General features: G+C 39.4%; 17 protein-coding genes and 2 tRNA genes. 16 read left to right on the top strand and 3 right to left on the bottom strand.

Annotated elements, in window-relative coordinates; translation table 11 throughout:
• Positions 1-77: 77 nt before the first annotated feature.
• From ACJVDH_RS07435 to ACJVDH_RS07490, 12 genes are all read left to right on the top strand, one after another.
• Positions 78-2720, top strand: a complete 2643-nt coding sequence (locus ACJVDH_RS07435) for a glycoside hydrolase family 2 TIM barrel-domain containing protein (RefSeq protein WP_443946932.1) — start codon at positions 78-80, stop codon at positions 2718-2720.
• Positions 2721-2837: 117 nt separating this feature from the next.
• Positions 2838-5300 carry a glycoside hydrolase family 2 TIM barrel-domain containing protein gene (locus ACJVDH_RS07440; RefSeq protein WP_443946933.1) on the top strand — a complete coding sequence of 821 codons (2463 nt, stop codon included), beginning with the start codon at positions 2838-2840 and terminating at the stop codon, positions 5298-5300.
• A 5-nt stretch (positions 5301-5305) separates the two neighbouring features.
• Entirely contained in the window at positions 5306-6499 is a 1194-nt protein-coding gene (locus tag ACJVDH_RS07445) for an alginate lyase family protein (RefSeq protein ID WP_443946934.1), read from the top strand.
• A 1-nt stretch (position 6500) separates the two neighbouring features.
• Positions 6501-7673: a glycoside hydrolase family 88 protein gene (locus ACJVDH_RS07450; protein WP_443946935.1), complete on the top strand. Its 1173-nt coding sequence runs from the start codon at positions 6501-6503 to the stop codon at positions 7671-7673.
• A 194-nt stretch (positions 7674-7867) separates the two neighbouring features.
• Positions 7868-9316, top strand: a complete 1449-nt coding sequence (locus ACJVDH_RS07455; protein ID WP_443946936.1) for a glycoside hydrolase family 30 protein — start codon at positions 7868-7870, stop codon at positions 9314-9316.
• 15 nt (positions 9317-9331) lie between these two features.
• Positions 9332-10156, top strand: a complete 825-nt coding sequence (locus ACJVDH_RS07460) for an SDR family oxidoreductase (protein ID WP_443946937.1) — start codon at positions 9332-9334, stop codon at positions 10154-10156.
• Positions 10157-10183: 27 nt separating this feature from the next.
• Positions 10184-11356, top strand: a complete 1173-nt coding sequence (uxuA, locus tag ACJVDH_RS07465; protein ID WP_443946938.1) for a mannonate dehydratase — start codon at positions 10184-10186, stop codon at positions 11354-11356.
• Positions 11357-12484: 1128 nt separating this feature from the next.
• Positions 12485-12557 (top strand) — tRNA-Gly (locus ACJVDH_RS07470).
• 49 nt (positions 12558-12606) lie between these two features.
• Positions 12607-12691 (top strand) — tRNA-Leu (locus tag ACJVDH_RS07475).
• A gap of 273 nt (positions 12692-12964) precedes the next feature.
• On the top strand, positions 12965-13810 hold the full coding sequence (locus tag ACJVDH_RS07480) for an alpha/beta fold hydrolase (RefSeq protein WP_443946939.1): 846 nt from the start codon (positions 12965-12967) through the stop codon (positions 13808-13810).
• Between the two features lie 13 nt (positions 13811-13823).
• Positions 13824-15293 carry a PAS domain-containing sensor histidine kinase gene (locus ACJVDH_RS07485; RefSeq protein WP_443946940.1) on the top strand — a complete coding sequence of 490 codons (1470 nt, stop codon included), beginning with the start codon at positions 13824-13826 and terminating at the stop codon, positions 15291-15293.
• Between the two features lie 615 nt (positions 15294-15908).
• Positions 15909-16499: a hypothetical protein gene (locus tag ACJVDH_RS07490; protein WP_443946941.1), complete on the top strand. Its 591-nt coding sequence runs from the start codon at positions 15909-15911 to the stop codon at positions 16497-16499.
• A gap of 201 nt (positions 16500-16700) precedes the next feature.
• Here the strand turns inward: ACJVDH_RS07490 and ACJVDH_RS07495 are convergent, their stop codons facing one another.
• Both ACJVDH_RS07495 and ACJVDH_RS07500 read right to left on the bottom strand, forming a co-directional pair.
• Positions 16701-17108: a hypothetical protein gene (locus ACJVDH_RS07495; protein WP_443946942.1), complete on the bottom strand. Its 408-nt coding sequence runs from the start codon at positions 17106-17108 to the stop codon at positions 16701-16703.
• Positions 17109-17486: 378 nt separating this feature from the next.
• On the bottom strand, positions 17487-18116 hold the full coding sequence (locus tag ACJVDH_RS07500) for a hypothetical protein (protein WP_443946943.1): 630 nt from the start codon (positions 18114-18116) through the stop codon (positions 17487-17489).
• Positions 18117-18304: 188 nt separating this feature from the next.
• Between ACJVDH_RS07500 and tcmP the strand changes: the two genes are divergently transcribed.
• From tcmP to ACJVDH_RS07520, 4 genes are all read left to right on the top strand, one after another.
• Positions 18305-19432 (top strand): three-Cys-motif partner protein TcmP, encoded by a 1128-nt coding sequence (gene tcmP / locus ACJVDH_RS07505; RefSeq protein ID WP_443946944.1) that lies wholly within the window; start codon positions 18305-18307, stop codon positions 19430-19432.
• Positions 19433-19437: 5 nt separating this feature from the next.
• Complete coding sequence (locus tag ACJVDH_RS07510; protein ID WP_443946945.1) at positions 19438-20163, top strand: DUF5131 family protein; 726 nt, start codon at positions 19438-19440, stop codon at positions 20161-20163.
• A 1175-nt stretch (positions 20164-21338) separates the two neighbouring features.
• On the top strand, positions 21339-22601 hold the full coding sequence (locus ACJVDH_RS07515; protein WP_443946946.1) for a hypothetical protein: 1263 nt from the start codon (positions 21339-21341) through the stop codon (positions 22599-22601).
• Between the two features lie 4 nt (positions 22602-22605).
• A complete protein-coding gene (locus ACJVDH_RS07520; protein ID WP_443946947.1) occupies positions 22606-23067 on the top strand; it encodes a hypothetical protein in 462 nt (153 codons plus the stop codon).
• 408 nt (positions 23068-23475) lie between these two features.
• Here ACJVDH_RS07520 and ACJVDH_RS07525 read toward each other — a convergent pair whose 3' ends face one another.
• The gene (locus ACJVDH_RS07525) at positions 23476-24054 is read right to left on the bottom strand and encodes a hypothetical protein (protein WP_443946948.1); all 579 of its coding nucleotides are present in this window, start codon (positions 24052-24054) and stop codon (positions 23476-23478) included.
• Between the last annotated feature and the right edge of the window lie 349 nt (positions 24055-24403).

Raw genomic sequence — 24403 nt, forward strand, 5'->3', positions numbered from 1 at the left:
CTGCATTTCGCAAAACAGCGGGCAATACATGTTGTATCGCCCGCTGCAATACCAAACAATACTGTAAAACTAACCAAATGTTAAAATCGAAATCGTTTTTGTTTTTGCTGCTACAATGTGTTTTCGTGGCAACAGCTTCTGCGCAAGATGTTTCGCGTAAAAACATCAGCCTGAATGATCAATGGACTTTTCGGCAAGGCAATGAACAAAGCCGAAACGTTAATATCCCGCATACATGGAATGATAAAGACGTTCTTGATGATGCAGCTGGATATTACCGCGGATCAGGTATTTATCGCCGCAAACTACATATTGATTCGTCAGAAAGTGATAAAGCATTCTTTTTGATTTTTAATGGTGTAGCGCAGGAAGCCGAAATTTTGATCAACGGAATTTTTGCGGGTAAACATGTCGGTAGTTATACCCGTTTTATAGTTCCGATTCGGCAATACCTCAACTTTAAAAACGACGAGATTGAAGTTCGTGCAAACAACCGTTTTAACGAAAACATCCCTCCGCTAACTGCCGATTTTACTTTTTTTGGCGGCATATACAGAAATGTAACGCTTTTAAGTACAAATGCAATTCATTTTTCGCAAGAAGAAAATGGAAGCAATGGTGTTTTTATTTCTACTCCACAGGTTTCTGATGAAAGGGCAAGTGCATTGGTTAAAGTTTTTTTGCGCAATTCTGGCATCACCAAAACAAAACTTCAAATTCGGTCTACAATTTATGATGCTGCAGGTAAACAAATTGCGGTACAAAGCAACGCTTTTCAGTTGGCCGGTGGCGAGCGAAAATCTTTTGAACAATCGTTTAAAACACTGCAGACACCAAGATTGTGGTCGCCGGGAAATCCATATTTATATCGGGTAGTTACCGAAATTATTAATCCAACAATTGGGCAGGTTTTGGATCAGGTATCCAATCCCTTGGGTTTTAGATATTATAAGTTTGATGCCGATAAAGGTTTTTTTCTAAACGGTAAACCATTAAAACTGATGGGCGCGAGCCGGCATCAAGATTATGAAAACCTCGGAAACGCCGTTCCAGATGCCTTGCAAATTAGAGATATAGAATTGTTAAAGGCGATGGGCGGTAATTTTTTGCGTGTTGCGCATTATCCGCAAGATCCTTTAATTCTGGAAGCGTGTGATCGTTTGGGGATTCTGACCTCCGTCGAAATTCCTGTTGTAAACACCATCACAGAATCTGCCGCATTTACAAACAATTGCCTGGCGATGCAAACGGAAATGATTCAGCAAAATTTTAACCATCCAAGCGTAATTATCTGGGCGTATATGAACGAAATTTTACTTCGTATGAAGTTTGGAAATGATAAACCGCGACAGCAAGTTTACATTAATAATGTCAGAGTTTTAGCTGAAAAGCTGGATTCTTTAACGCGAAAACTCGATCCGTCCAGGTATACTTTGTTGGTGAATCATGGCGCGTGGGATTTATATAACAAAGCCGGACTTACAAAAATCCCAATGATTGTGGGCTGGAATTTATATTCTGGCTGGTATTCTGGTGTGCCAGAAGACTTTGGTAAATTTTTAGATCGTCACCACAAAGAATTGCCGCAAACACCATTTATGGTTACCGAATATGGAGCAGATGCCGATCCGCGTATCCGTTCGTTAAATCCAATCCGTTTTGATAAAAGTATAGAGTATGCAATTAAATTTCATCAGGTGTATTTGAATTCCATGCTGAGCAGGCCATTTGTAGCAGGCGGAATGGCCTGGAATCTGGCTGATTTTAACTCGGAAACCCGCGAAGAAACGATGCCACATATCAATAATAAAGGTTTGCTTAGCATCGGGCGCGAAGCAAAAGACACATACTATCTTTATCAGGCTTATCTCAACGCACAAAAATCCCTTAAAATTACTTCGGCAAGTTGGAATGAACGTACCGGCATAGCAGATTCTGCCTCAATTTTCAGCACACAAAAGATTCAGGTGGCTACAAATCTTCCCGAAGCAGAATTGTTTTTAAACGGGAAAAGTTTGGGCGTAAAAAAAGCGAACGATCATATTTGCGAATGGGAAGTTCCTTTTATAAATGGAACAAACCATCTTCGCGCAGTATCAGATTCACTTTCGGATGAAGCAAATATTCAATTTCAGGTACAGCCCAATAGGTTTAGCGATAAAGAAATTTCTTTTACAGATATAAATGTTTTGCTTGGTTCAGATCGATTTTATATCAATAGAAACTTGCACCAAACCTGGCTTCCTGCTCAGAAATATCGAAAAGGCTCCTGGGGTTTTATTGGTGGTGCGCCTTACAAAGGCACCAATAACCGAATCACTTACGGAAGCGATAAAAATATTTTGGGTAGCGATGATGATCCGGTTTATCAAACGCAGCAAGTCGGTATTGATGAATTCAGGTTTGATGTGGCTGATGGCGAATATGACCTTAGCCTGCATTTTGCAGAGCTTGTTGGTGGAGAAAACAAAGAGGCACTTGCTTATAACCTGGACAACAATCATAAAAAAGAGCAGGAGGAACAACGGATTTTTGATGTCTGGATAAATGGAAAACTTTTTATGCAGAAAATTAACCTGGCATCTGATTTTGGCTACGCAACGGCAGTTAAAAAAATAACCCGGATTAGCGTGCAAAAAGGGCAAGGCATTTCTGTAGTCTTCAAGGCAATTGCAGGTAAACCTGTACTTAATGCCATTCAGTTGAGAAAAGTATACTGACAAAGAAGAATATAATAAAATGAACAATGCCAATTACAGCCGAAGAAAAGCTCAAGTACTGAATAGAGTCTTTTTGAGTTACCGCAGTTTGCCTTTTTATAATTTTAAACCTATCGCATGCTAAAATATTGTTTATACATCGTGTTTTTTTGCTTACTGTTCCAAAACAGCTCGTCTTATGGGCAGCAATCACAGCGTTTAAATCAAAACTGGGAGTTTCTGAAGTCAGATCTCGGCGGGATTTGGGAAGCTATTCGCCCGGCGGCAGAGGGAAGTCCGGAGAGTGTTCCAATCTGGCAAAAAATTGCCCTGCCACATTGTGTAAATGCAGAGGATGCTGTAGATGCATCAGTAAATTATTATCAGGGCCCCGCCTGGTACAGAACACAAATTAAATTGGAAAATCCGTATAAAAACGGACGTACGATATTGCATTTTGAAGGTGCCGGACAGAAAACTGATGTATATGTGTATACCACCAAAGTTGCGACGCATGTTGGCGGTTATGACGAATGGACGGCAGATTTGACTGAAGCTGTTGAGGCGTTTAAAAAAACTGCGGTTTACCAGAAACAATTTAAAGGAAATATTCCGATATCCATCCGTACGGATAATTCACGCGATCTGGAGATGATGCCGTCTTCCATGTCTGATTTTAATGTTTACGGTGGAATTTATCGTTACCTCAATCTTCTGTATACGCCAGAACTGTCTGTAGATAAATTTTTTGCAAAAGCGGAGGTTGATGCATCGGGAAAAATGGGTTTAATTCCGCTTAAACTTCGTTTATATAATCCCAAAAACCTGACACAAGCTCAGGTTGATATTCAGGTTTTTGATCCTAAGGGAAAACGTGTGCATCACCTGCAAAAACAATTGAACACATTGGCTGGTGATATTGATCTCGGAGGATTAAAAATTTCTAAACCGATGTTATGGAGTACCGATCAGCCGCAACAATATCGCGTGCTTTGCGAAATTAAAGCCGGTGCAGATTCCTTTATATCAGAAGAAAAAATTGGTTTCCGGCACATAGAGTTTGTAGAAAAAGGTCCGTTTAAACTTAATGGAGAACGTTTGCTTTTACGCGGAACACATCGCCATGAAGATCACGCGGGTGTTGGAGCCGCAATGACCGATGCAATGACACGGCAGGAAATGAAAATGATGAAAGATATGGGTGTAAACTTTATCCGTTTGGGTCATTATCAGCAGTCGCGTACCGTGCTCAATCTTTGCGATAGTCTTGGGATTTTAGTTTGGGAAGAAATTCCCTGGTGCAGAGGCGGTCTGGGTGGCGAAGTCTATCAGTCGCAAGGCAAAAGAATGCTCACCAATATGATTGAACAGCATTACAATCATCCTTCCATTATTATTTGGGGAATGGGAAATGAAAACGACTGGCCGGGCGATTTTGCCGAATTTGATAAGGAAAAAATCCGCACCTATATGAAAACACTGAATGATCTTTCGCATAAATTGGATGCTTCGCGATATACGGCCATACGCCGATGTGATTTTTGCAGTGATATTGTAGATGTATATTCTCCGTCTATTTGGGCGGGCTGGTATCGTGGAAATTATACCGATTATAAACAAGTAACCGAGCAGGAATTTGCAAAGGTGAAACGGTTTTTACATGTAGAATGGGGCGGAGACAGCCATGCGCTGCGCCATTCGGAAAATCCGGATAAAGCCGTCTCGCTGATCAAAAGCGGGAATGGTGCCGATGAACGTGCCGGAGACGCTGCACTGACGGGCGGTGCTGCCCGGATTTCAAAAGACGGCGATTGGAGTGAAACTTATGTGACCAATCTAATCGAATGGCATTTAAAAGAACAAGAAACTATGCCGTGGTTAAGTGGAACGGCATATTGGCCGTTCAAGGATTTTTCTACGCCGTTGCGGCCCGAAAATCCTGTGCCTTATGTAAATCAGAAAGGAGTTCTTGAACGTGATTTTACTAAAAAAGAATCTTACTATGTTTTTCAATCGTATTGGTCGGTGAAGCCAATGGCGCACATTTACGGGCACAGCTGGCCCGTACGCTGGGGCAATGAAGGAGAAGAAAAGCTGTTAAAAGTCTATTCAAACTGCACCGAAGCAGAAATCTTTTTAAATGGAAAAAGCTTCGGAACCAGAAAACGCGATAGTCAGGATTTTCCTGCTGCAGGTTTGCATTGGAACCTTCCATTTGTTAAAGGAGAGAATAAAATAAAGGTAGTTGCCAAAAAAGGTAAAATTACCGTAACAGATGAAATTCATTTCATTTATCAAACTGAAAAATGGGGCAAGCCAGCCAAAATGGAGTTGGAAAAAGTAGGTCAGGATGGTAATGTTGCCACCTTAGAAGTTAAGCTTTTTGATGCGCAGGGCGTTCAATGTTTGGATGCGATAAATTGGGTGAATTTCGGTTTAACAGGAGATGGAAAACTTATTGAAAATCAAGGAACATCTTCGGGATCATCTAAAGTTCAGCTTTACAATGGAAGGGCGTTGATTCGTGTTCAGCTTAATGCCGGTAAATCTGTTGTTTCTGTACAATCTCCTAATCTGAAAACAGTATTTTTAGAACTATAAATCCCATGAGAAAAAATGCTTTTATTTTCCTTTTGATCGTCAGCTTCCAGATCGTTGCGGCTTTTACTTTTCCCGAAAATCACCGCATATTGGTTAAACCCAGACTGCAGAAGCAAGCTGAAAATCTTTTAAAAGCACAAATTTTAAAAGAAGCAGATTGGGCATTGCAACAGCAGCCAATTACCATTACGGCTGCGCAATCGCCGCGCAGCGCGGGCGGTATACATGATTTTTTCTCAGAAGCAGATTATTTCTGGCCAGATCCGAAAAATCCTGACGGTCCGTACATCAACCGGGATGGATTAACCAACCCAGATAACTTTGTGGCACACCGCAAAGCGATGATCCGTTTTAGTGTAATTATCGGCGCGCTCGCATCAGCATATAAGATTACGGGTGATGATGTATATGTTGTTCATGCCATTAAACATTTAAAATCCTGGTTTACAGATAAGCAAACACTAATGAACCCGAATCTTCTATTTGCGCAAGCAGTGAAAGGTCGTTTTACAGGGCGTAATTATGGAATTATTGATACCATTCATTTGATGGAAGTTGCTCAGGGCGTTCGCATTATGGAAAAATCAAAAGCTTTCGATCGGGAAACGCTTACAGGAATTAAAACATGGTTTGATGATTACATTCAATGGCTGAATACCAGCATACCTGGCCTGCAAGAGAAAAACGTTAAAAATAACCATGCCACCTGCTGGGCCATGCAGGTGGCCGCATTTGCTAAACTCTGTAATAATGAGGTGATGCTGGATTCTTTGCGCACGCGCTATAAAACAGTTCTCTTGCCTAATCAAATGGCTGCTGATGGCAGCTTTCCTTTAGAAATGGCACGTACAAAACCTTTTGGCTATTCTATCTTTAATCTGGATGCTTTTGTAATGCTTTGCCAAATTCTGTCTGTTAAAAAAGATAACCTTTGGGCTTTTGAAACTGCAGATGGAAAATCCATTCGTAAAGGCATTTCATACCTCTATCCCTATATCGAAAATAAACTAAAGTGGAGCTTGAAACCTGATGTTATGTATTGGGAAAACTGGCCTGTTGCGCAGCCATTTTTGCTCTTTGGTGCAATCCAATACGAGCAAAACGACTGGTTCGCCACCTGGAAAAAATTAGAACATAATCCGGAGGTTGAAGAAGTGATTCGAAACCTCCCAATTCGTCATCCCCTAATCTGGCTATAATATGAATTTAAAAATGAGTATAACCGTGTTAATCTTACTGTCTTTCAGTATAGTAAAAGCACAGGTAGATGTGAAAAAAGCTTTTGCATCAGCAGAAAAACAAACCGACATTTTAATCCGCAATGTGGATTCGGCACGCTTGTTAAAACCCAATCTGGTTTCACCAAGAACTGTAGAAAACGGACAATTTAAAATGGTCGTTTCAAGAGATTGGACAAGCGGTTTCTTCCCGGCAGAACTCTGGTATCTGTATGAATATACAGGAGATAAAAAATACCTCAATTTGGCCAAAAAGTATACGGCCGATATTGAAAAAGAAAAATTTAACCGCGGTACACATGATCTTGGCTTTATGATTTATTGTCCGTTTGGTAACGGCTATCGGCTTACGAAAGATACCGCATACCGTTCGGTCATTATTCAGGCTGCAAAATCCTTATCCACCCGGTTTAATGCGAAGGCTGGTGTAATCCGCTCGTGGGATCACAATAGCGACAAATGGAGGTTTCCGGTTATTATTGATAATATGATGAATCTTGAATTGCTGTTTGAAGCCACGAAATTTACCGGCGATTCTTCCTTTTATAAAATTGCTGTGGCTCATGCCAATACAACGTTGAAGAACCATTTTCGTCCGGATTTCAGTTCATACCACGTGGTTGATTATGATACCATTGGTGGCGGAGTACGCGCAAAAGTTACGGCTCAGGGTTATGCAAATGAATCTTCCTGGGCGCGCGGACAAGCATGGGCTTTGTACGGGTATACGATGTGTTATCGCGAAACCAAAAATAAAGATTATTTAACACAGGCAGATGGCGTTGCAAATTTTATATTAAGTAATACAATAACACCGAAAGACGGAATCCCGTATTGGGATTATAATGATCCGAAGATTCCGGAAGTGTCCAGAGATGCATCGGCGGCAGCCATAATTGCATCTGCACTATATGAACTGGCAAAGTACAGTGGTAAGTCAAAAAGCTATCGCGCTGCAGCAGATAAAATTTTGAAATCACTTGGCAGTGCTGCATATACCAACGCATACGGAACAAATTATGGATTTATACTGGCGCACAGTACAGGCCACAGACCCGCAAATTCTGAAGTTGATGTGCCGATAAATTATGCCGACTATTATTATCTCGAAGCTTTGTTGCGCAGCCGGAAATAACAAGAAAAATGAGAAGATGCTTATGTGCTTAATCTTGAAAAGGTTATCGGATTTTTTCATAAACCGTTGATAAATGAACTGCAATATTTGTGATTTTAGGGCTCAAATTGTTGATTTATTCAGAAATTCGGCAAAAATCAAATTTTAATCCCAACCTTTTTATAGAAGGTATTTGAACGAAAACAATAATGATAATGAAAAGAAATCTAAGCATTCTTTTGGCTTTGACCAGCGCATTTACTGCGTCGGCACAATCTCCCAAAGCTTTTACGGTAAACAACAAGAAAGTGAACGTTTATACAACGGCAGAGAAAACAAACCTCCGGATTAGTAAAACGGAAACATTAACGTTTGCAGAGAATAAACAGCCATTAGAAACTGAACCCTGCATATTTGTAGATCCGACGATAAAATACCAAACATTTGTAGGGATTGGTGGCGCACTTACAGATGCCTCGGCAGAAACTTTTGCCAAGCTTTCGAAAAAGAATCAGGAAGCGCTGCTAACGGCATATTACAATAAAGACAAAGGCATTGGATATACCTTGGCGCGAACCAATATAGCCAGCTGCGATTTTTCTAGCGCGAGTTATGCTTACGTACAAGATCACGATAAAGAGCTGAAAACCTTCAGTGTTGCGCATGATGAGCAGTATAAAATTCCTTTAATTAAACAGGCTACTGCGGCTGCCGGTGGCAAATTGCCCCTGTTTGTAAGTCCATGGTCTCCGCCGGCGTGGATGAAAGACAACAACAGCCTGATTATGGGTGGGCATTTGCTGCCAGAATACCGCCAAAGCTGGGCCAATCATTATGTGAAATTTATTAAAGCATATGAAGCTATGGGTATGCCGGTTTGGGGTTTAACCGTTCAGAATGAGCCTATGGCAAGACAAATCTGGGAGTCATGCACGTTTACTGCTGAAGAGGAGCGCGATTTTATCAAAAATTTCCTCGGCCCAACTTTGCAGAAATCGGGTCTTGCATCTAAAAAACTGATTGCGTGGGATCATAACCGCGATCAGATCTTTCAACGGGCCAGCACCATCTTAAACGACAAAGATGCTGCGAAATATGTCTGGGGAATAGGTTTTCATTGGTATGAAACCTGGACGGGAAGTGAAATGCAATTTGGAAATTTGAAACAAACACATGAAGCCTATCCGGATAAAGCGCTGATTTTTACAGAAGGCTGCCAGGAAAAATACGATGGCAATAAATTAGACGACTGGACTTTAGGCGAACGTTATGGAAATTCTATGATTAACGACTTTAATGCCGGAACCGTTGCCTGGACAGACTGGAATATTTTGCTAGACGAAAAAGGCGGGCCAAACCACGTGGGTAACTTTTGTTTCGCACCGGTTCATGCCGATACTAAAAACGATAAGTTAATCTATACCAATGCATTTTACTATATGGGCCAGTTTTCTAAGTTTATCCGTCCGGGAGCAAAACGTGTTGGTACAGCATCTAGTCGCGATGTATTGCAAAGTACTGCTTTCCAGAATACCGACGGCAAGTTGGTTGTTGTGGTGATGAATAAAACCGATAAAAAACTAAAATACAGCCTTTGGATAAAAGGAGAGGCGGCAAGCACAACCAGTTTGCCACACTCCATTTCTACGCTGGTTGTAGAATAACTTAAAACTAAAAAGATGATGCAAGAAGTCGAAAGCTTGTTTTCCCTTCAAAACAAAGTAGTGGTGGTAACCGGCGCTACGGGTATTTTGGGCGAAGCTTTTATCCGTGGTTTAAATGCTGCGAAGGCAACAATAGTTGTAATTGGACGAAATGAAGATGCTGCAAAAGCCAGGGTTGATGAAGTAACGCAAAGCGGAGGTAAAGCCATTTATGTGTTGGCCGACGTGCTGAATGATCAAGATTTGGCAGACGCGAAAGATCAAATCCTGAAAAGCTTTGGCCGAATAGACGCTCTGGTTAATGGTGCCGGCGGAAATGTTGCTGAAGCGGTGGTACAACCGGGAAGTGATGTATTCGATCTGAATTTTAATGCCTTAAAACAGGCTTTCGACTTAAATCTTTTCGGTACACTTATACCCACACAAATTTTTGGACAGGAGATTGCAAAACACAGTGGAAGTATTGTTAATATTTCTTCTGTTTCGGCTTCACAGGCCGTTACGCGTGTTTTAGGATATTCTATGGCTAAATCTGCGATAGACAGTTATACTAAATGGATGGCTGTAGAGCTGGCCAATCGTTATGCCGGAAAAGTGCGGATGAATGGTATTGTGCCGGGTTTTTTCCTCACCAATCAAAACCGTAACTTGCTTACCAATCCAGATGGAACGTTAACCGCCAGGGGCGAGGCAATTATTTCCAAAACGCCTTATAAACGGTTTGGAAATCCAGATGAATTGATTGGTGCATTGGTATACTTACTCAGCGATGCCTCTCAATTTGTAAATGGAGAAAATATAACAGTAGATGGTGGTTTCTGTGCCTTTTCTGGCGTATAAATCAAATTTTATAGAGCAACCTTAAACATGAAATACCAAAAATTAGAACAAACCTGGCGCTGGTACGGACCAAATGACCCGGTAAGCCTTCAAGATGTAAAGCAGGCCGGAGCAACCGGCATTGTATCTGCGCTACACCATATTCCACATGGCGAAATCTGGCCGCTGGAAGACATTCAGGAGCGAAAAGCCATTATTGAAGCTGCAGGCTTAACCTGGTCTGTAGTAGAAAGTGTCCCGGTGCATGAAGCCATTAAAACCCGCCGCGAAGGCGTAGAGCAATACTTAGAAAATTATAGAATTTCTTTGAGAAATTTAGCACAATGCGGAATCAAAACCGTTTGCTATAACTTTATGCCGGTATTAGATTGGACACGTACCCAGCTCGATCTCGAAATGACAGACGGTTCCAAAGCTTTATATTTCAATTGGATCGACCTGGCTATTTTTGACATCTATATCCTGAAAAGGGAAGGTGCAGCAGCCGATTACAGCACTTCTATCCTTAAAAGAGCAGAGGATAAAGTGGTGACACTTAGCGCGCAGGATTTGACCGATTTGCGTATCAACGTGTTAATGGGTATCCCGAATGAAAAGGAAATTGAGCTGGAAACGCTTCGGGCAAGTATTGACGTGTATAAAGCCATCGGCACCGATGGGCTGAAAGAAAATCTAAGTTATTTTCTACAGTCTATTGCAGAAGTATGTACCGAAGAAGGCATTGTAATGACCATTCATCCAGATGATCCGCCTTATCCAATTCTGGGCTTGCCACGTATTGCAAGTACTCTGGAAGACTTTCAATATATTATCAAAACTGTAGATCAGCCATTCAATGGTGTATGTTTTTGCACCGGTTCTTTGGGCGCAGGTATGGATAACAATACGTTGGAAATTTTTGAAGCGGTAAAATCCCGTGTGTATTTCGCCCATTTGCGTAATGTAACCAAAGATGAGGATGGAAGTTTCTACGAGGCAGACCATTTAGGAGGCGATGTAAATATGTACGACATCATGAAAGCTATTACCGAAGAAAATGCCAATCGCGAGAAACCAATTCCTTTCCGTCCGGATCACGGGCATCAGATGCTGGATGATTTGGCGAAAGTTACCAACCCGGGTTATTCTGCAATTGGTAGGCTAAGAGGTCTGGCCGAACTTCGTGGTCTCGAAATTGGTGTAACCGGAGAATATTTTTAAACGTCTCGCTTATTTAGACCTCACCCTATCAACGTTGGTAGTATGGGCAATTTTCGTGCTGTCCCTCTCCTTAAAGAGAGGGATTCATCGTCAGTGGAAACCTGTTTGGTGCAGAGTTTCCTCTTTACTACATTTCCCTCTCTTTCAGGAGAGGGACGTGCAGATTCGTATAAGGAGCATTTACATTGACAGGGAGAGGTTTTTTATTGTTTAAACCTCACCCTATGTACGTTTGTGGTGTGGGCAATTTCGTGCTGTCCCTCTCCTTAAAGAGAGGGATTTATCGTTAGTGGAAACCTGTTCGGTGCAGAGTTTACCTTTATGTACTAAAATTCAATATGCATCTGGGTTTAAAGTATTAGCCAACCTTTCCCTCTCTTTCAGGAGAGGGAGGTGCAGACAGTATAAGGAGCATTCCCATTGATAGGGAGAGGTTTTTTTATTGTTTAAACCTCACCCTATGTGCGTTTGTGGTGTGGGCAATTTTCGTGCTGTCCCTCTCTTTAAAGAGAGAGATTTATCGCTAGTGGAGACCTGTTTGGTGCAGAGTTTACCTTTATATTGTAAAATACAATATGAATTTGGGTTTAAAGTAGTGTCCAGCCTTTCCCTCTCTTTCAGGAGAGGGCCCTGCAGACAGTATAAGGAGCATTCCCATTGATAGGGAGAGGTTTTATTATTGTTTAAACCTCACCCTATGTGCGTTTGTGGTGTGGGCAATTTTCGTGCTGTCCCTCTCCTTAAAGAGAGGGATTAATCGTTAGTGGAAACCTGTTTGGTGCAGAGTTTACCTTTATATAGTAAAATTCAATATGAATTTGGGTTTAAAGTAGTGTCCAACCTTTCCCTCTCTTTCAGGAGAGGGACGTGCAGATCCGTACAAGGAGCATTCACATTAACAGAGTGAGGTTTTTACCATGTTCCTAGTTTTTGATATACCTCTGTCGACTTTGTACAAGTTTTTCATCTGGAAAAAGATCTTTTAAGTTATTCGTTTTTAATGCTTTAGTTTTTGGCTGATTTACTTGAAATAAGAATTTTAAAATTATTTTATTTATTTTTTTGTTTTGAATGAATAATATCTATATTTGCAACCCCAACGGGAAACACCTCAACAGTGTTTAACAAGCGAAAGTAGCTCAGTTGGTAGAGCACGACCTTGCCAAGGTCGGGGTCGCGAGTTCGAATCTCGTCTTTCGCTCCGAAAGCCTTCCTTTAAGAAGGCTTTTAATTTAAAAGGTTAATCACCTGCTCGGGTGGTGGAACTGGTAGACACGCAGGACTTAAAATCCTGTGACCCTAAAAGTCGTGCGGGTTCGATTCCCGCCCCGAGTACTTCTTGCAAAATCGAACTAAAAGCCTTGAGAAATCAAGGCTTTTCTTGTTCAGGGGTTCGAATCCCTTCCGGGGTATCTTTTTACATACAGGTCGGCACAAGGTCTTTTGTAATACCTAACACTAGATATCATCTGGAAGTCGTTAGGGGTTGGATTGATCCTTCAAGACGAATCAACTGGTGTCTTTTTCCGCGGGTGGACATGGTTTTTTCTCCGCAACGCTTATTTTCCGATTACTTTTAAAAAAATCACAATTGCCGTAAAGTTACAGATGTTTGAAACAGACTTTTTTTACTTACATTTACTACAAATTTTGCGTTTGTCCATGATTAATGTGCTTGAAAGAAATAATGTAAAGGTTACCGGTAGAGGAGAGCAAGTCTTGCTATTTGCCCACGGTTACGGTTGCGATCAGAATGTTTGGGCCAATATATTGCCCGCATTTGAAAAAGACTATACACTTATCTCTTTTGATTATGTGGGCGCTGGAAAATCTGATTTGAGTGCTTATGATGAAAAAAGGTACGCCAGTCTTGATGGCTACGCCCAAGATATCCTCGATATCTGTGAAGTGCTGAATATTCACAATGCAATCTTCGTTGGTCATTCGGTAAGTTCTATGACGGGAATACTGGCTTCTAACCAGCTGCCCGGGCTGTTTTCGAAAATGGTTCTTATTGGGCCTTCACCATGTTACCTCAATGCAGAAGGATATATTGGCGGTTTTGAGCAGGAAGAACTGGATAGCCTTTTTGAAATGATGGATGCAAACTATCTTGGCTGGTCAAGGGCAATGGCGCCTGCGATTATGGCCAATGCTGATCGCCCTGAACTCGGACAAAACCTTACAGAAAGCTTTTGTGCCACAGACCCTGAGATTGCAAAGCGTTTTGCCAGGGTAACGTTCTTATCCGATAATCGGAAGGACCTCAAACATGTAAACATTCCAACACTTACGCTGCAGTCGGTTGAAGATATTATCGCTCCACTTGAAGTAGGCGACTATATGCACAAAAATCTGAAGAACAATACGCTTATCCGTATGAAGGCAACAGGACACTGCGCCCATTTGAGTGCGCACGAAGAAACCATTTGTGCTATAAGGGACTTTATTTGACCTAAATTAATGCATGCCAGAAAAATATAATACTGTACTTTTTGATTCAGATACACTGTATGAAAATGCGCCATGTGGTTATTGCTCATTTTTATCTGATGGACAGATTCTGCGCATCAACCAGACTTTTGCTGACTGGCTGGGCTTCTCCAATCCTGCTGAAGTAAAATATAATTATAACTTCAAGCACTTCCTTACCAAGGCAGGAAAGATATATTATGAAATTATGTTTTCGCCTATGATCCAGATGCAGGATTCAGCCAAACAACTGAGTTTTGACATCTGCAGGCTGGACGGCAGTCAATTTCCGGTTCTGATCAACGCCAGCGCAATGCGTAGCGAAAAGGGAGAATTGATTGTAAATACAGTTATCATAGACATTAGCGACCGCAAAAAATACGAAAAAGAACTACTCGCTGCTAAAAACCATGCAGAGACACAGTCCAGGAAGGTCGCATTTCTTTCAGACTTTAGTCCGGAACTCATCTGGTCTGCCGATCGTCTGGGCACAATTGATCAGGTCAATAAACGCTTCGTTGAATATTTTAATATCAAGGAAGAAAAGCCTGACAGTCAGCATATTTTATCCCACATCCACCCCGAGGATAAAATAGCTGCAATGCGGGCCTGGTTGGTTGCGGTTTCTACTGGTGATAAACTAGATCTGCAGCTTCGCCTGCGCAACAAACTTTACACCTATCATTGGTTTGCGGTTCGTGCAGAGCCTTTTAAAGATCTAAACGGAAAGGTGGATCATTGGTTAGGCTCCTGCAGCAATATTGACAGCCATATGCTTGTTCTGGAAAAGCGGGATGAATTTCTGAATATTGCTGGTCACGAGCTTAAAACACCTATCACCAGTCTAAAAGGCGCCCTACAGTTGATGGACCGGATGAAATCTAATATTTCGAGTCCCGTTTTGCTGAAATTAATTGAACAGTCTAATCAGAACGTGGAAAAAATTATCCGGCTTTTTAATGAATTGTTGATTTCGGGAAAACAGGACGACGGCGTCTTGCCGCTTCAAAAGTCGCTTTTTTCTCTGGATGAAATGCTGGAAAACTGTTGCGTGCATGTCCGTTTGGATGGTAAACATCAACTGCTGCATACGGGTGAAACGGGTGTAGAAATTTATGCCGATAAGTCGCGGATCGAACAGATTGTGGTTAATTTTGTGAACAATGCGGTAAAGTATGCCCCAGATTCGATGGTGATTACGCTCGATGTCAGAACCACAAATACCCACGTTCAGGTCAGTATATCCGACAGCGGGCCAGGTATCGAAAAGGCTAAACAGCAGCATCTTTTTGAGCGGTACTACCGTGCTTCAGCCAATACAGACACCACCGGACTTGGCCTTGGCTTATACATCTGCGCGGACATTATCTCGCGCCACAATGGCGAAATCGGGGTAGACAGTGAACCCGGAAAAGGAAGCACTTTCTGGTTCGGGCTTCCAAAAATGCAGGAAGTGACAAGTTGATTCCTCTTTTGCTTAGTTATACAATTTCAATAAGACTGTTGACCCAAACCCTTGCTTGTCTTTTTGAGAATTGGCTTGTTATTCGATGAATTTGGATCCCGCTCTTTAGTAATTTAATCTGTCATTAAGCCTGTTATATTTCGTTAATTTATTGCCCTGGTTTAATGATTCTCTTAGAATCAGCAGTAAATTTGCCCTCAATTCCAACTGTCTCCGCAACAAGACCTTTTTAGAAAATTTCCGTCTGATTTATTGTATAGTTCCCAATTTTTTAAATAAAAAATCCAAATCATCAAACCTGTATTTAAGCTGTTCATGCTGAACGGTTTTTATGCATTTCCTTACATCAGGTTGATACCAGGTTGACACCAGGTTTACCTATTTATTACCCCTTGGTTACCTATTGTTTACCTAAGGGGTAATAAATAGGTAATAAAAAGGTTAACAAAGGGTAAACAACTAGTCTTTTTTGTACCAAGGTGGTGCAATTCTTGTCGCTTGCTCAAGCAATTGAACTTATGTGTTTTCCGAGCCGAATGTGTTTCTGAAAATCAGTTTTCTGAATGCGTAAAAAGCTTTAACTTGCAGCAACCAGAACAAACAAGCCTGTATATCATGGATATCAATGACATTGAGAAGAACTACATGCGCATGTCAGATCGCGAGCTGATCAATATAGCCACAACACGCGGGGAGGGGCTCAAACCCGGCGTAATCGAAATTATAGAAAAAGAAATCACCAAACGCAACCTGAATCCAGATCTCTTAGCCGGTGTCATTGCACAAAATAAAACCTATACATCTGAGGAAATTGAGCAGTACGCACAGCTCTTGAGCAATTTGCCTTGTCCGGTTTGCGACAGCAGCCAGCAAAAACTGAATGGAACGGTGGCGCATACCGTAAAAAGTTTTTTGATTGTTACAACTTCAGAAAGGAAACCAACTATCGCCTGTCCGGATTGCCTGGATCAGGCAAATGATAAGGCAGTCTGGTCTACTGCTTTGTTCGGCTGGTGGGGATTTCCTTGGGGTTTGTTGAAAACGCCGGTTTATATTTACCGCAATTTTAAAGCAAAAAAAGAAAACAGGCTCGATCTGTCAAATCACGCTCTGTTGTCGTACACCTTAGCGAATATTGGCAAGGTTGAGGCTTTTAAAAATAATGCGGACAAACTTTTGGAGGTTATTAAAGCGAAGCGTGCTTAGTATTTGTTAAATTTTAAAATAGGCGCAGGGGTTTTATCCGCGAGTTTCATCATAGAACTGCTGGAGAGAATGCGCACCCGATCAGCACCGCGAAAACGATAGGTTTTTAGAAAGAGTGATTTGCAAAGTTTTTGAGAAACATTTCAATCAAAGTCTTCTTTAATGGTATATAAGATTTATGCTTAGTAATTTATGAGTTTTTCATTCCTCAACAATGTCCTGAAGCTTGAAATACCAGATACAGGGAATAGTAGGCGTAGTATAGGAAACGATTAAAATAAGGTATCCGGGAGACAAGAGGGAGTCCGGATCAAATATCAAAAAGGTGGCGAAACTCATTGTAACGGCCAGCAGGCTTAAGATGACTTTACATTTCTTCGATGTAAGATTTCGGGTTTTTAGAGTATATATAGCAATATAAAAAACAAAAGCTGCGGGGAATGAAAGTAGAGCTGCCATAAATAGGGACAACAATAAAAATGTGGGCAGATCTTGCCAGTGCGAATTGTCTGAAGGAGAACCAATAGTCATGATTGCCCAAAACGCCAATGTACCGATTGCAATACCAGATAGCCAGACTTTTAGCGTGTAGGAGAGGTTTATTTCCATAGATCTAAAATTAGAAATTGTTTTCGGTTTGCATCCTATCCTAACTAAAAATGAATACTATTAAAGTCGAACTTAAAGCAGTTTGAGTGCAGGGCTAGCGTTATGGGCTAATTGCGTTTATTATGGTTTGCTTTTTAAAAGCAGAATGCTGCTTCCAATTTGCATAGAATTGCTTCGCTTCATCCTGGATAAGTCTAATCGCATTCCACGTTTCAGCTCACCTGCGCAATCGAAAATGCTGCACGACCGTCACGATATTTAATTAAATATCTCGTTAGTCGCTTGTGTAAAAAAAAATAGATTGAACCTTATTGCTACGCAATTACCAGTTCTCACACATTTTCTAAGTTCGCAGTGGTTCGCATAACTGTGTCACGCTTAAAGTTGTTCCTTATCTTTTTGTTCAATAATCTGTAATTTGATTAACAAGTCTGAAGTCATAGTTTCTAGTTTCTCCTTTGACAAGCTGGTAATGTAAGCTGTTTTGTCATTTTTAATTCTAGCATCCACTATTCCCCTAACACTGGAACAAGACATAGGAAAACACATATTAACAACTTGAGTCATTAAATTCAGACAATCCTTAACAAACTTAAATTCAGCGATGTTTTGAGGTATCTTATATTTCCTTAAGTTACCATATAAATAAATACTCCGTTCATCATCTCTAAGATTATGAGCACAAACATTATTCCTATAACGCTTAATATCAGGAAATCTATTGACTTCTTGTTTAATCAGTTTGTAATAAGGAGAAAATCTTACCCTTTCTGAATTAGGTAAGAGAGCCTTGAAGTGCTTATGAAGTTCATCCAAATAGCTATTTATAAGGATTACCCCATGCTCAAAGGTTAATTGATGCAATGGTGAAACTACCTCTATTGACACATTGAACTCCACCAACATAGTTAGTGCTTCAAAGTAGTCATTGAGTTTATCATTGATTACATTTAGAATATGAATACTCTCATCCAGTAATGAAACTGGTAACTGTTGTTCATCTGACATATAGAATAAAGATATACTAATTAAAATGAGCGGATCCCCAAATATGTCGGAATTTAAGCATATCGTTGCGTATGCATGTCAGTACGCATATTAATTATGGGTATTTACGGTTTCCCATACTGAAATCTATAATTTACTTCCTAGTTTAGAGAAACATAATTAATCTCTTATCTAATCATTCAACGTTGATGAATAAACTCGATACAAAAACAAATTTACTTGATCATTCAGAAGCTAAGGTTAGATTGTTGGGTGAGTACATTAAAAGATATCTTAATATTATCAGCAACGATAAATACACAGAATCAATCCATATATATGACTTATTCTGTGGCCAAGGGTTATATGAAAATGGCGGTCATGGGAGTCCTCTTGTTACCCTAAAACATGTTAAGCAAACTTACTATACAATTATTAGTAAAAGCCACTCTAAATTACCTAAGATAAATTGCCATTTCAATGATATTGAGAAATCAAAAATTGAAATGTTAGAAAAATCCATTAAAGATACCTCTTTATACTATCCAACATTTGGTGAACTGAATTTTTCAAGTAATGATTACAAAAATGAGGTTATTAAATTAAAAGAAAGATTTACAAAGTTTAAAAATGAAAAGGCGTTTGTGTTTATTGATCCATATGGATATAAGGAATTATTGGCGCAAGACATTAAAGAACTTTTAGGTAATCATAAGAAAAGTGAAATACTTTTATGGCTACCTATTCAATTCATGTATCGTTTCGCAGATGAAGGCACTCCTGAAGTCTTGAAAAATTTTATGTCTGAGCTTAATATTGAAATTAATGCTAAAAGCACTCAGAATGTTTGGGAGTTTATATCTGTTTTAAGAAATGGTTTCCAAAGCTACTTAGGCGAAAACTTCTTTGTTGACCAATTCTCTCTAAAAAAAGAAGAAAACACAGTGTTTTGCTTATTCTTTTTTACTTCACACATTAAAGGATTTGAAAAGATGCTAGAGTCAAAATGGGAAATAGATACTGAGGAGGGAAGAGGTTGGGAATATAGTGGAAACACACCAAGTTTGTTTTTCGATCAAAAAACAAACAAGCTTGAAGTCCTATTGAAAAATTTCATCAAAGAAACAAAAAGATTCAACAGCGATATTTATGAATATACCCTTAGAAATGGTTATTTAACTAAACACGCGACAGAAGTTCTTAATAGCCTTCAAAAAAACAACCAGTTAGAGGTTCTACTTTCAAACGGAGATAAGGCTAGGAAGAATTCGTTCTACATTAAGTATTTTAAGTCTTCGGATATCGATAACAAAAAGGTTTACTTTGCATTAAAATAAAAAATATGGCACAATCAAGTATAGAATGGACTGAAATGACATGGAATCCAACTACAGGTTGTGATAAAATTTCTGATGGGTGTAAATTTTGTTATGCTGAAATCATGTCAAAAAGGCTCCAAGCAATGGGCATTGAGAAGTACAAGGATAATTTTGAAGTTAGAACTCATGAGGATTCCTTAAATATCCCTTATACATGGAAAAACTCAAAAGTTGTTTTTGTCAATTCAATGAGTGACTTATTTCATAAAGACATTCCTCTTGAATTCATTAAAAAGGTATTCAAGGTAATGAACGAAAACCCTCAACATGTTTTTCAAGTATTGACTAAAAGATCGGAACGATTATTTGAAATTCAATCAGAATTGAAATGGAGTCATAATATTTGGATGGGTGTTTCAGTCGAAAATAACAAAGTTATAAATAGAATTGAGAATCTAAGGCAAACTAATGCAAAAGTTAAATTTGTTTCTATTGAGCCTCTGATTGGATCTCTAGAGAATTTAGATTTAAAAAACATAGATTGGGTTATAGTTGGAGGAGAAAGTGGACATAAGCCAAGACCCATGAAAGCAGAATGGGTTTTGAGTATACAGGAACAGTGTGAGAGAAATGACGTGGCATTCTTTTTCAAACAGTGGGGAGGCAAAAATAAAAAAAATGCAGGGAGAATCTTAAATGGAAGAACTTATGACGAAATGCCAGAAATAGATCTACAACTAAGTATATAATTATATTCTCCAATCCATACTCTTTAATATAGAAATTTATTTAAACATATTCAGCAAAACTTCTTGTTAACAATAGATGAACTTACTAGTAGAAATGGCTTTTACAATAAAATAGTGTTGGTAGTCAATGGTATGAAGTTTAAGCGTTTGAGGTAATTGAAAACATACCAGACCCAACCTCACAGGAGTTGTTGAAATATGACTTCAAAGATTCCATACATCTTTCATTTACGAGAAAGTCAGAAGCTCAAGACAGAATGGTTGAGATGTTAAATAGATAGTCAAAAGAATTGCGTCACGTAGAGTTCTCTGAACTTCACTATTCGTTCTCATGGAAGAACATCCATAAGGCTTGGTACACATCAACTAAACCAGTATTCATCGATTTCGGAGGCAAGTATTCATATTGGAAATGATTTATGAATTGCCATTTGCCCCAGTTTGTTGGGTTTCGGATACTTATACCAACTTAACAAAGAACGTTTTGCCTACGCTTTTGGAAGCCTGAAATCAAAAGGTTTTCGCGAGGGAATTCATTTTGTTATAGGCAAAGAGCCGCCAACATTTTCTGAAGCCGAAAAGCAAAATGTAGATAAATCATTTAGAGAATTTTTCTGAAGACCATTTAATAAAATTGTTCGCTATCAGCATACCATTATATTTTTTACCGGCTTCAATATTACCTTCGGCTCACTCGATCGTCCGGCCCCATTAGCTGGTCGTTCCTATGTGCATATTTTCGGAGATGAGGTTAAATATTTTAAAGACTCGAAGATTGCCAACTTATTAAAGGCAGTTCGCGGTTATAAAGCGCTGTATAGCAATTCAGTATTTTATAGAGGCCACACTTTTACTACGGATATGGGAAACCGTAAACACCTCAATATTTTAATAATTACCCTGCTCTTAATGAACCACATTCCACATGAAATAAGCCTAAAGGCCAAAGAACCCCGTGTAGAGAGCGGCGCAAGCCCCGTATTCTCGTTCACCCACAGCGGTTTTATGCAGTCATGGATGCGGACATAAAACATACGAGGATCGGGGCTTTGCATTTAATTAATTTTGTAGTTGTTGAAGTGCTGTTTACATAAAATTTTAATTTTTTGGACATATTCCTGGAAAGAATACCGACATTTTATTCGTCTAATATGAAATAACTAATTATTAAAAAAATGAAACGACATCTTCGCACCTCGAGCCTATCCTGGAAAAAGATCGGGATCGGCTTACTCCTGTGTCTGGTCGTCGTCTCGGCCTGTAAAAAAGATTACACTTCTGAAGAAATTGAAAAAGGCCCTACCTTTAGCGAACTAGAATCATGGTATATCAAAAACAAGACTAGTGGATTAGATGCGCAGTTACCCGGTTTTCAGCCCATTTGGGATCAAATGTCAACCGTTAGCGTAGACGGCAAAATTATTTACGAGATTGAAGTTTCCAATCCAAATCATGTAATCACCGCAGATTCAGAAATTGAGTCTTCGCAGGTTGATGAATATCAGAGGAGAAATTTGTTTCGGCTGGTGATTATCAAAGATGTTGAAACGGGCAGCATCAGTGGGAATTTCATGAACATACTTGCCAATAGTCCACAACAAGATTTTGGAAGCATCCGATACAAAAATGTAGGCAATTTTTCTGGCACAATCCAGTATTACCAACTCAATGGAAAATTTAATGTAGGCTGGCATTATTTAAAAGGCAAAATCGACACCAAGTATACACCGTTTGATTTACCTGTAGCTGGCGCAAAGGTTGCCGTAATGATTCCGTGTGGCAGTAGCCCCAGATATGCGACGATTTGTGCAGGCGGTGGTGACGGAGCTGCAGAATATTGTACAACAAGTATTGTAGGTTATGATACTAAAATGTGTGAGACTATGGGCTTTAATCCCGATTACGGAGATGGTGGCGGTGGCGGTGGGGGATTTCAAATAGAACCAGATGACCCTTCAGTAGCAGATAAGTCTTTAAATAAAAGTAAATTGCCCCCTAATAACACCTCAGACATACAAGTGGCAAGCACATGCGTATTTAAAACTATGGAGTGGATTAATAAATATTTTGGTGGAGATAAGACAATGGGCAGTATTATTACGGACTATGCGAATGCTACAAAATCAGACGCTGTGCCTTCTGTGCAAAGAGCAATAGACCTAGTTAATAATGGTGTAGAATTAGCTGAACTTAATAACCTTGTCGATATGGTTTTTAAAACTACCTCAACCGAATCAATTACAAAGTCTATTGATAAAGGCTATCCATTGATGGGTTCGATAGCTACTGGCCAAGCTAATATTGCTCACGAAGTAATGATAACAGGTTATAACAATAATGGAACAGTACAGTATTTCGATCCGGAGACGGGTCAGTATAATACTAAACTACCAGGAGAATTTAGTAATGTAATCACTATAATTGGAAATAAATCATAGGATCATGAAAAAAATAATAGTACTTTTATTTTTAACTATTTTTATAGTTGGAATAAAAAAATCTTTTTCACAAGATGTGAATAGTGGATCAGATGCAGCAATATTTGTATTGAAGTTAGCCAATGGCAAAGAAACAATAGCTAGATATCCTATTGTTTTACTTAACAAACAAGTTGAAAAATTAGTTTCAATACAAAGAGATAGTTTTTTTAAACAACATCCTACTCTAAAAGGTTCTAGTGTTTTTGCGTTTGAATTAAAGCCCATGGTTACAAAAATTTTTAGTTTAACAGAGATTTTTAACAAATTTAATATCCCTCAATCGGCGAGAAACTACCAAATCATTGTTGGACAGAAGACTGTTGCTTCTAGAGATGGTATATTCGCAGCAGAAAACGCTATAGAATCCGTTACTGTTGATGAAAAACAAAAAAAGATAACTGTAAAGATGTATGCAGATCAATAAACTTGGAAACGGAGGGATTTTAAATTTTTAAATTGCACGATTAAATAATGTTATCGATCAAGGTATTCCGAAGTCTAAAAGCTTTTTACAAATACTCAAAGCAATTCTTTGTGCTAAGGGAAATCTAAAACTTAAAGCCTTCCGAATCGTGGGGCTTGTTTGTGGTAAGTGGTTTTGTTACGCTAAAAATATTAGTAAAATTTGCATTATGAAAATTTTGAGTAGCGCAAATAACGATAATAGTCAGGAAAAAAGCCCGGAATCTGTGAATTACCTGTCGCCAATACAGGTAGGACGCAGGTGATGCGACTACTCAGGGATTAAATTAAAAAGGTAAATCGACGTCGTTATCATCATGGTCGATTACGTTTGTTTTTGGTAGTGCGCCGTCTGGTAAAGGTAGCGGTGTTACTGAAACAAGTTAATAATGTCTTCTCTGTCCATGAATATAATTTGACTTCGTTTTTGTGCATCGAGTTTATTGCCTAACCAAGCTTTTGCCTGTTTTGTTATTTCTCCTCCTGCAACAATAAAAGCGTGATCGACTAAAACCCTTCTATTGTGTTCAGGGTCAAATATTTCATGCCCTAGCATCATCAATGCTTGATTATAGATTTCAGCCACATTTTTATTGTCAGATTTTGACATTCCTGCTGAATCTAATTTTCCCTTCTTAAACTGAATTCCAAAATAAAGTATGTGTTGTGTTGGCAACGTAAACTTCATCCAAATGTCTTTTCCGAATTCTAGTGCTTTATCTTTATGGCCGGCAGCTGTAATTCTATGGAATCCAAGCTGTCTGTATAATGGCAATAAAATTTCTTCGATGTAAGATTTCGGGTTTTTAGAGTATATATAGCAATATAAAAAACAAAAGCTGCGGGGAATGAAAGTAGAGCTGCCATAAATAGGGACAACAATAAAAATGTGGGCAGATCTTGCCAGTGCGAATTGTCTGAAGGAGAACCAATAGTCATGATTGCCCAAAACGCCAATGTACCGACTGCAATACCAGATAGCCAGACTTTTAGCGTGTAGGAGAGGGTTATTTCCATAGATCTAAAATTAGAAATTGTTTTCGGTTTGCATGCTATCCTAACTAAAAATGAATACTATTAAAGTCGAACTTAAAGCAGTTTGAGTGCAGGTGTAGCGTTATGGGCTCGTTTCGTTTATTGTAATGAATGGGTTAACTGAGTCTGCAATTATGGATCTCTGATTGCATGATCTGAAGAATACATTGTTTTTTTCCAGTATTTCGATTCCTGCCTTCTCATTTGTATTATTTGAGAAATTCCTTATTTGGATATCATAGTTAATCAACTAATCCTTAAAG

It is taken from the genome of Pedobacter terrestris (genome assembly GCF_052343045.1).
Taxonomy (GTDB): Bacteria; Bacteroidota; Bacteroidia; order Sphingobacteriales; family Sphingobacteriaceae; genus Pedobacter.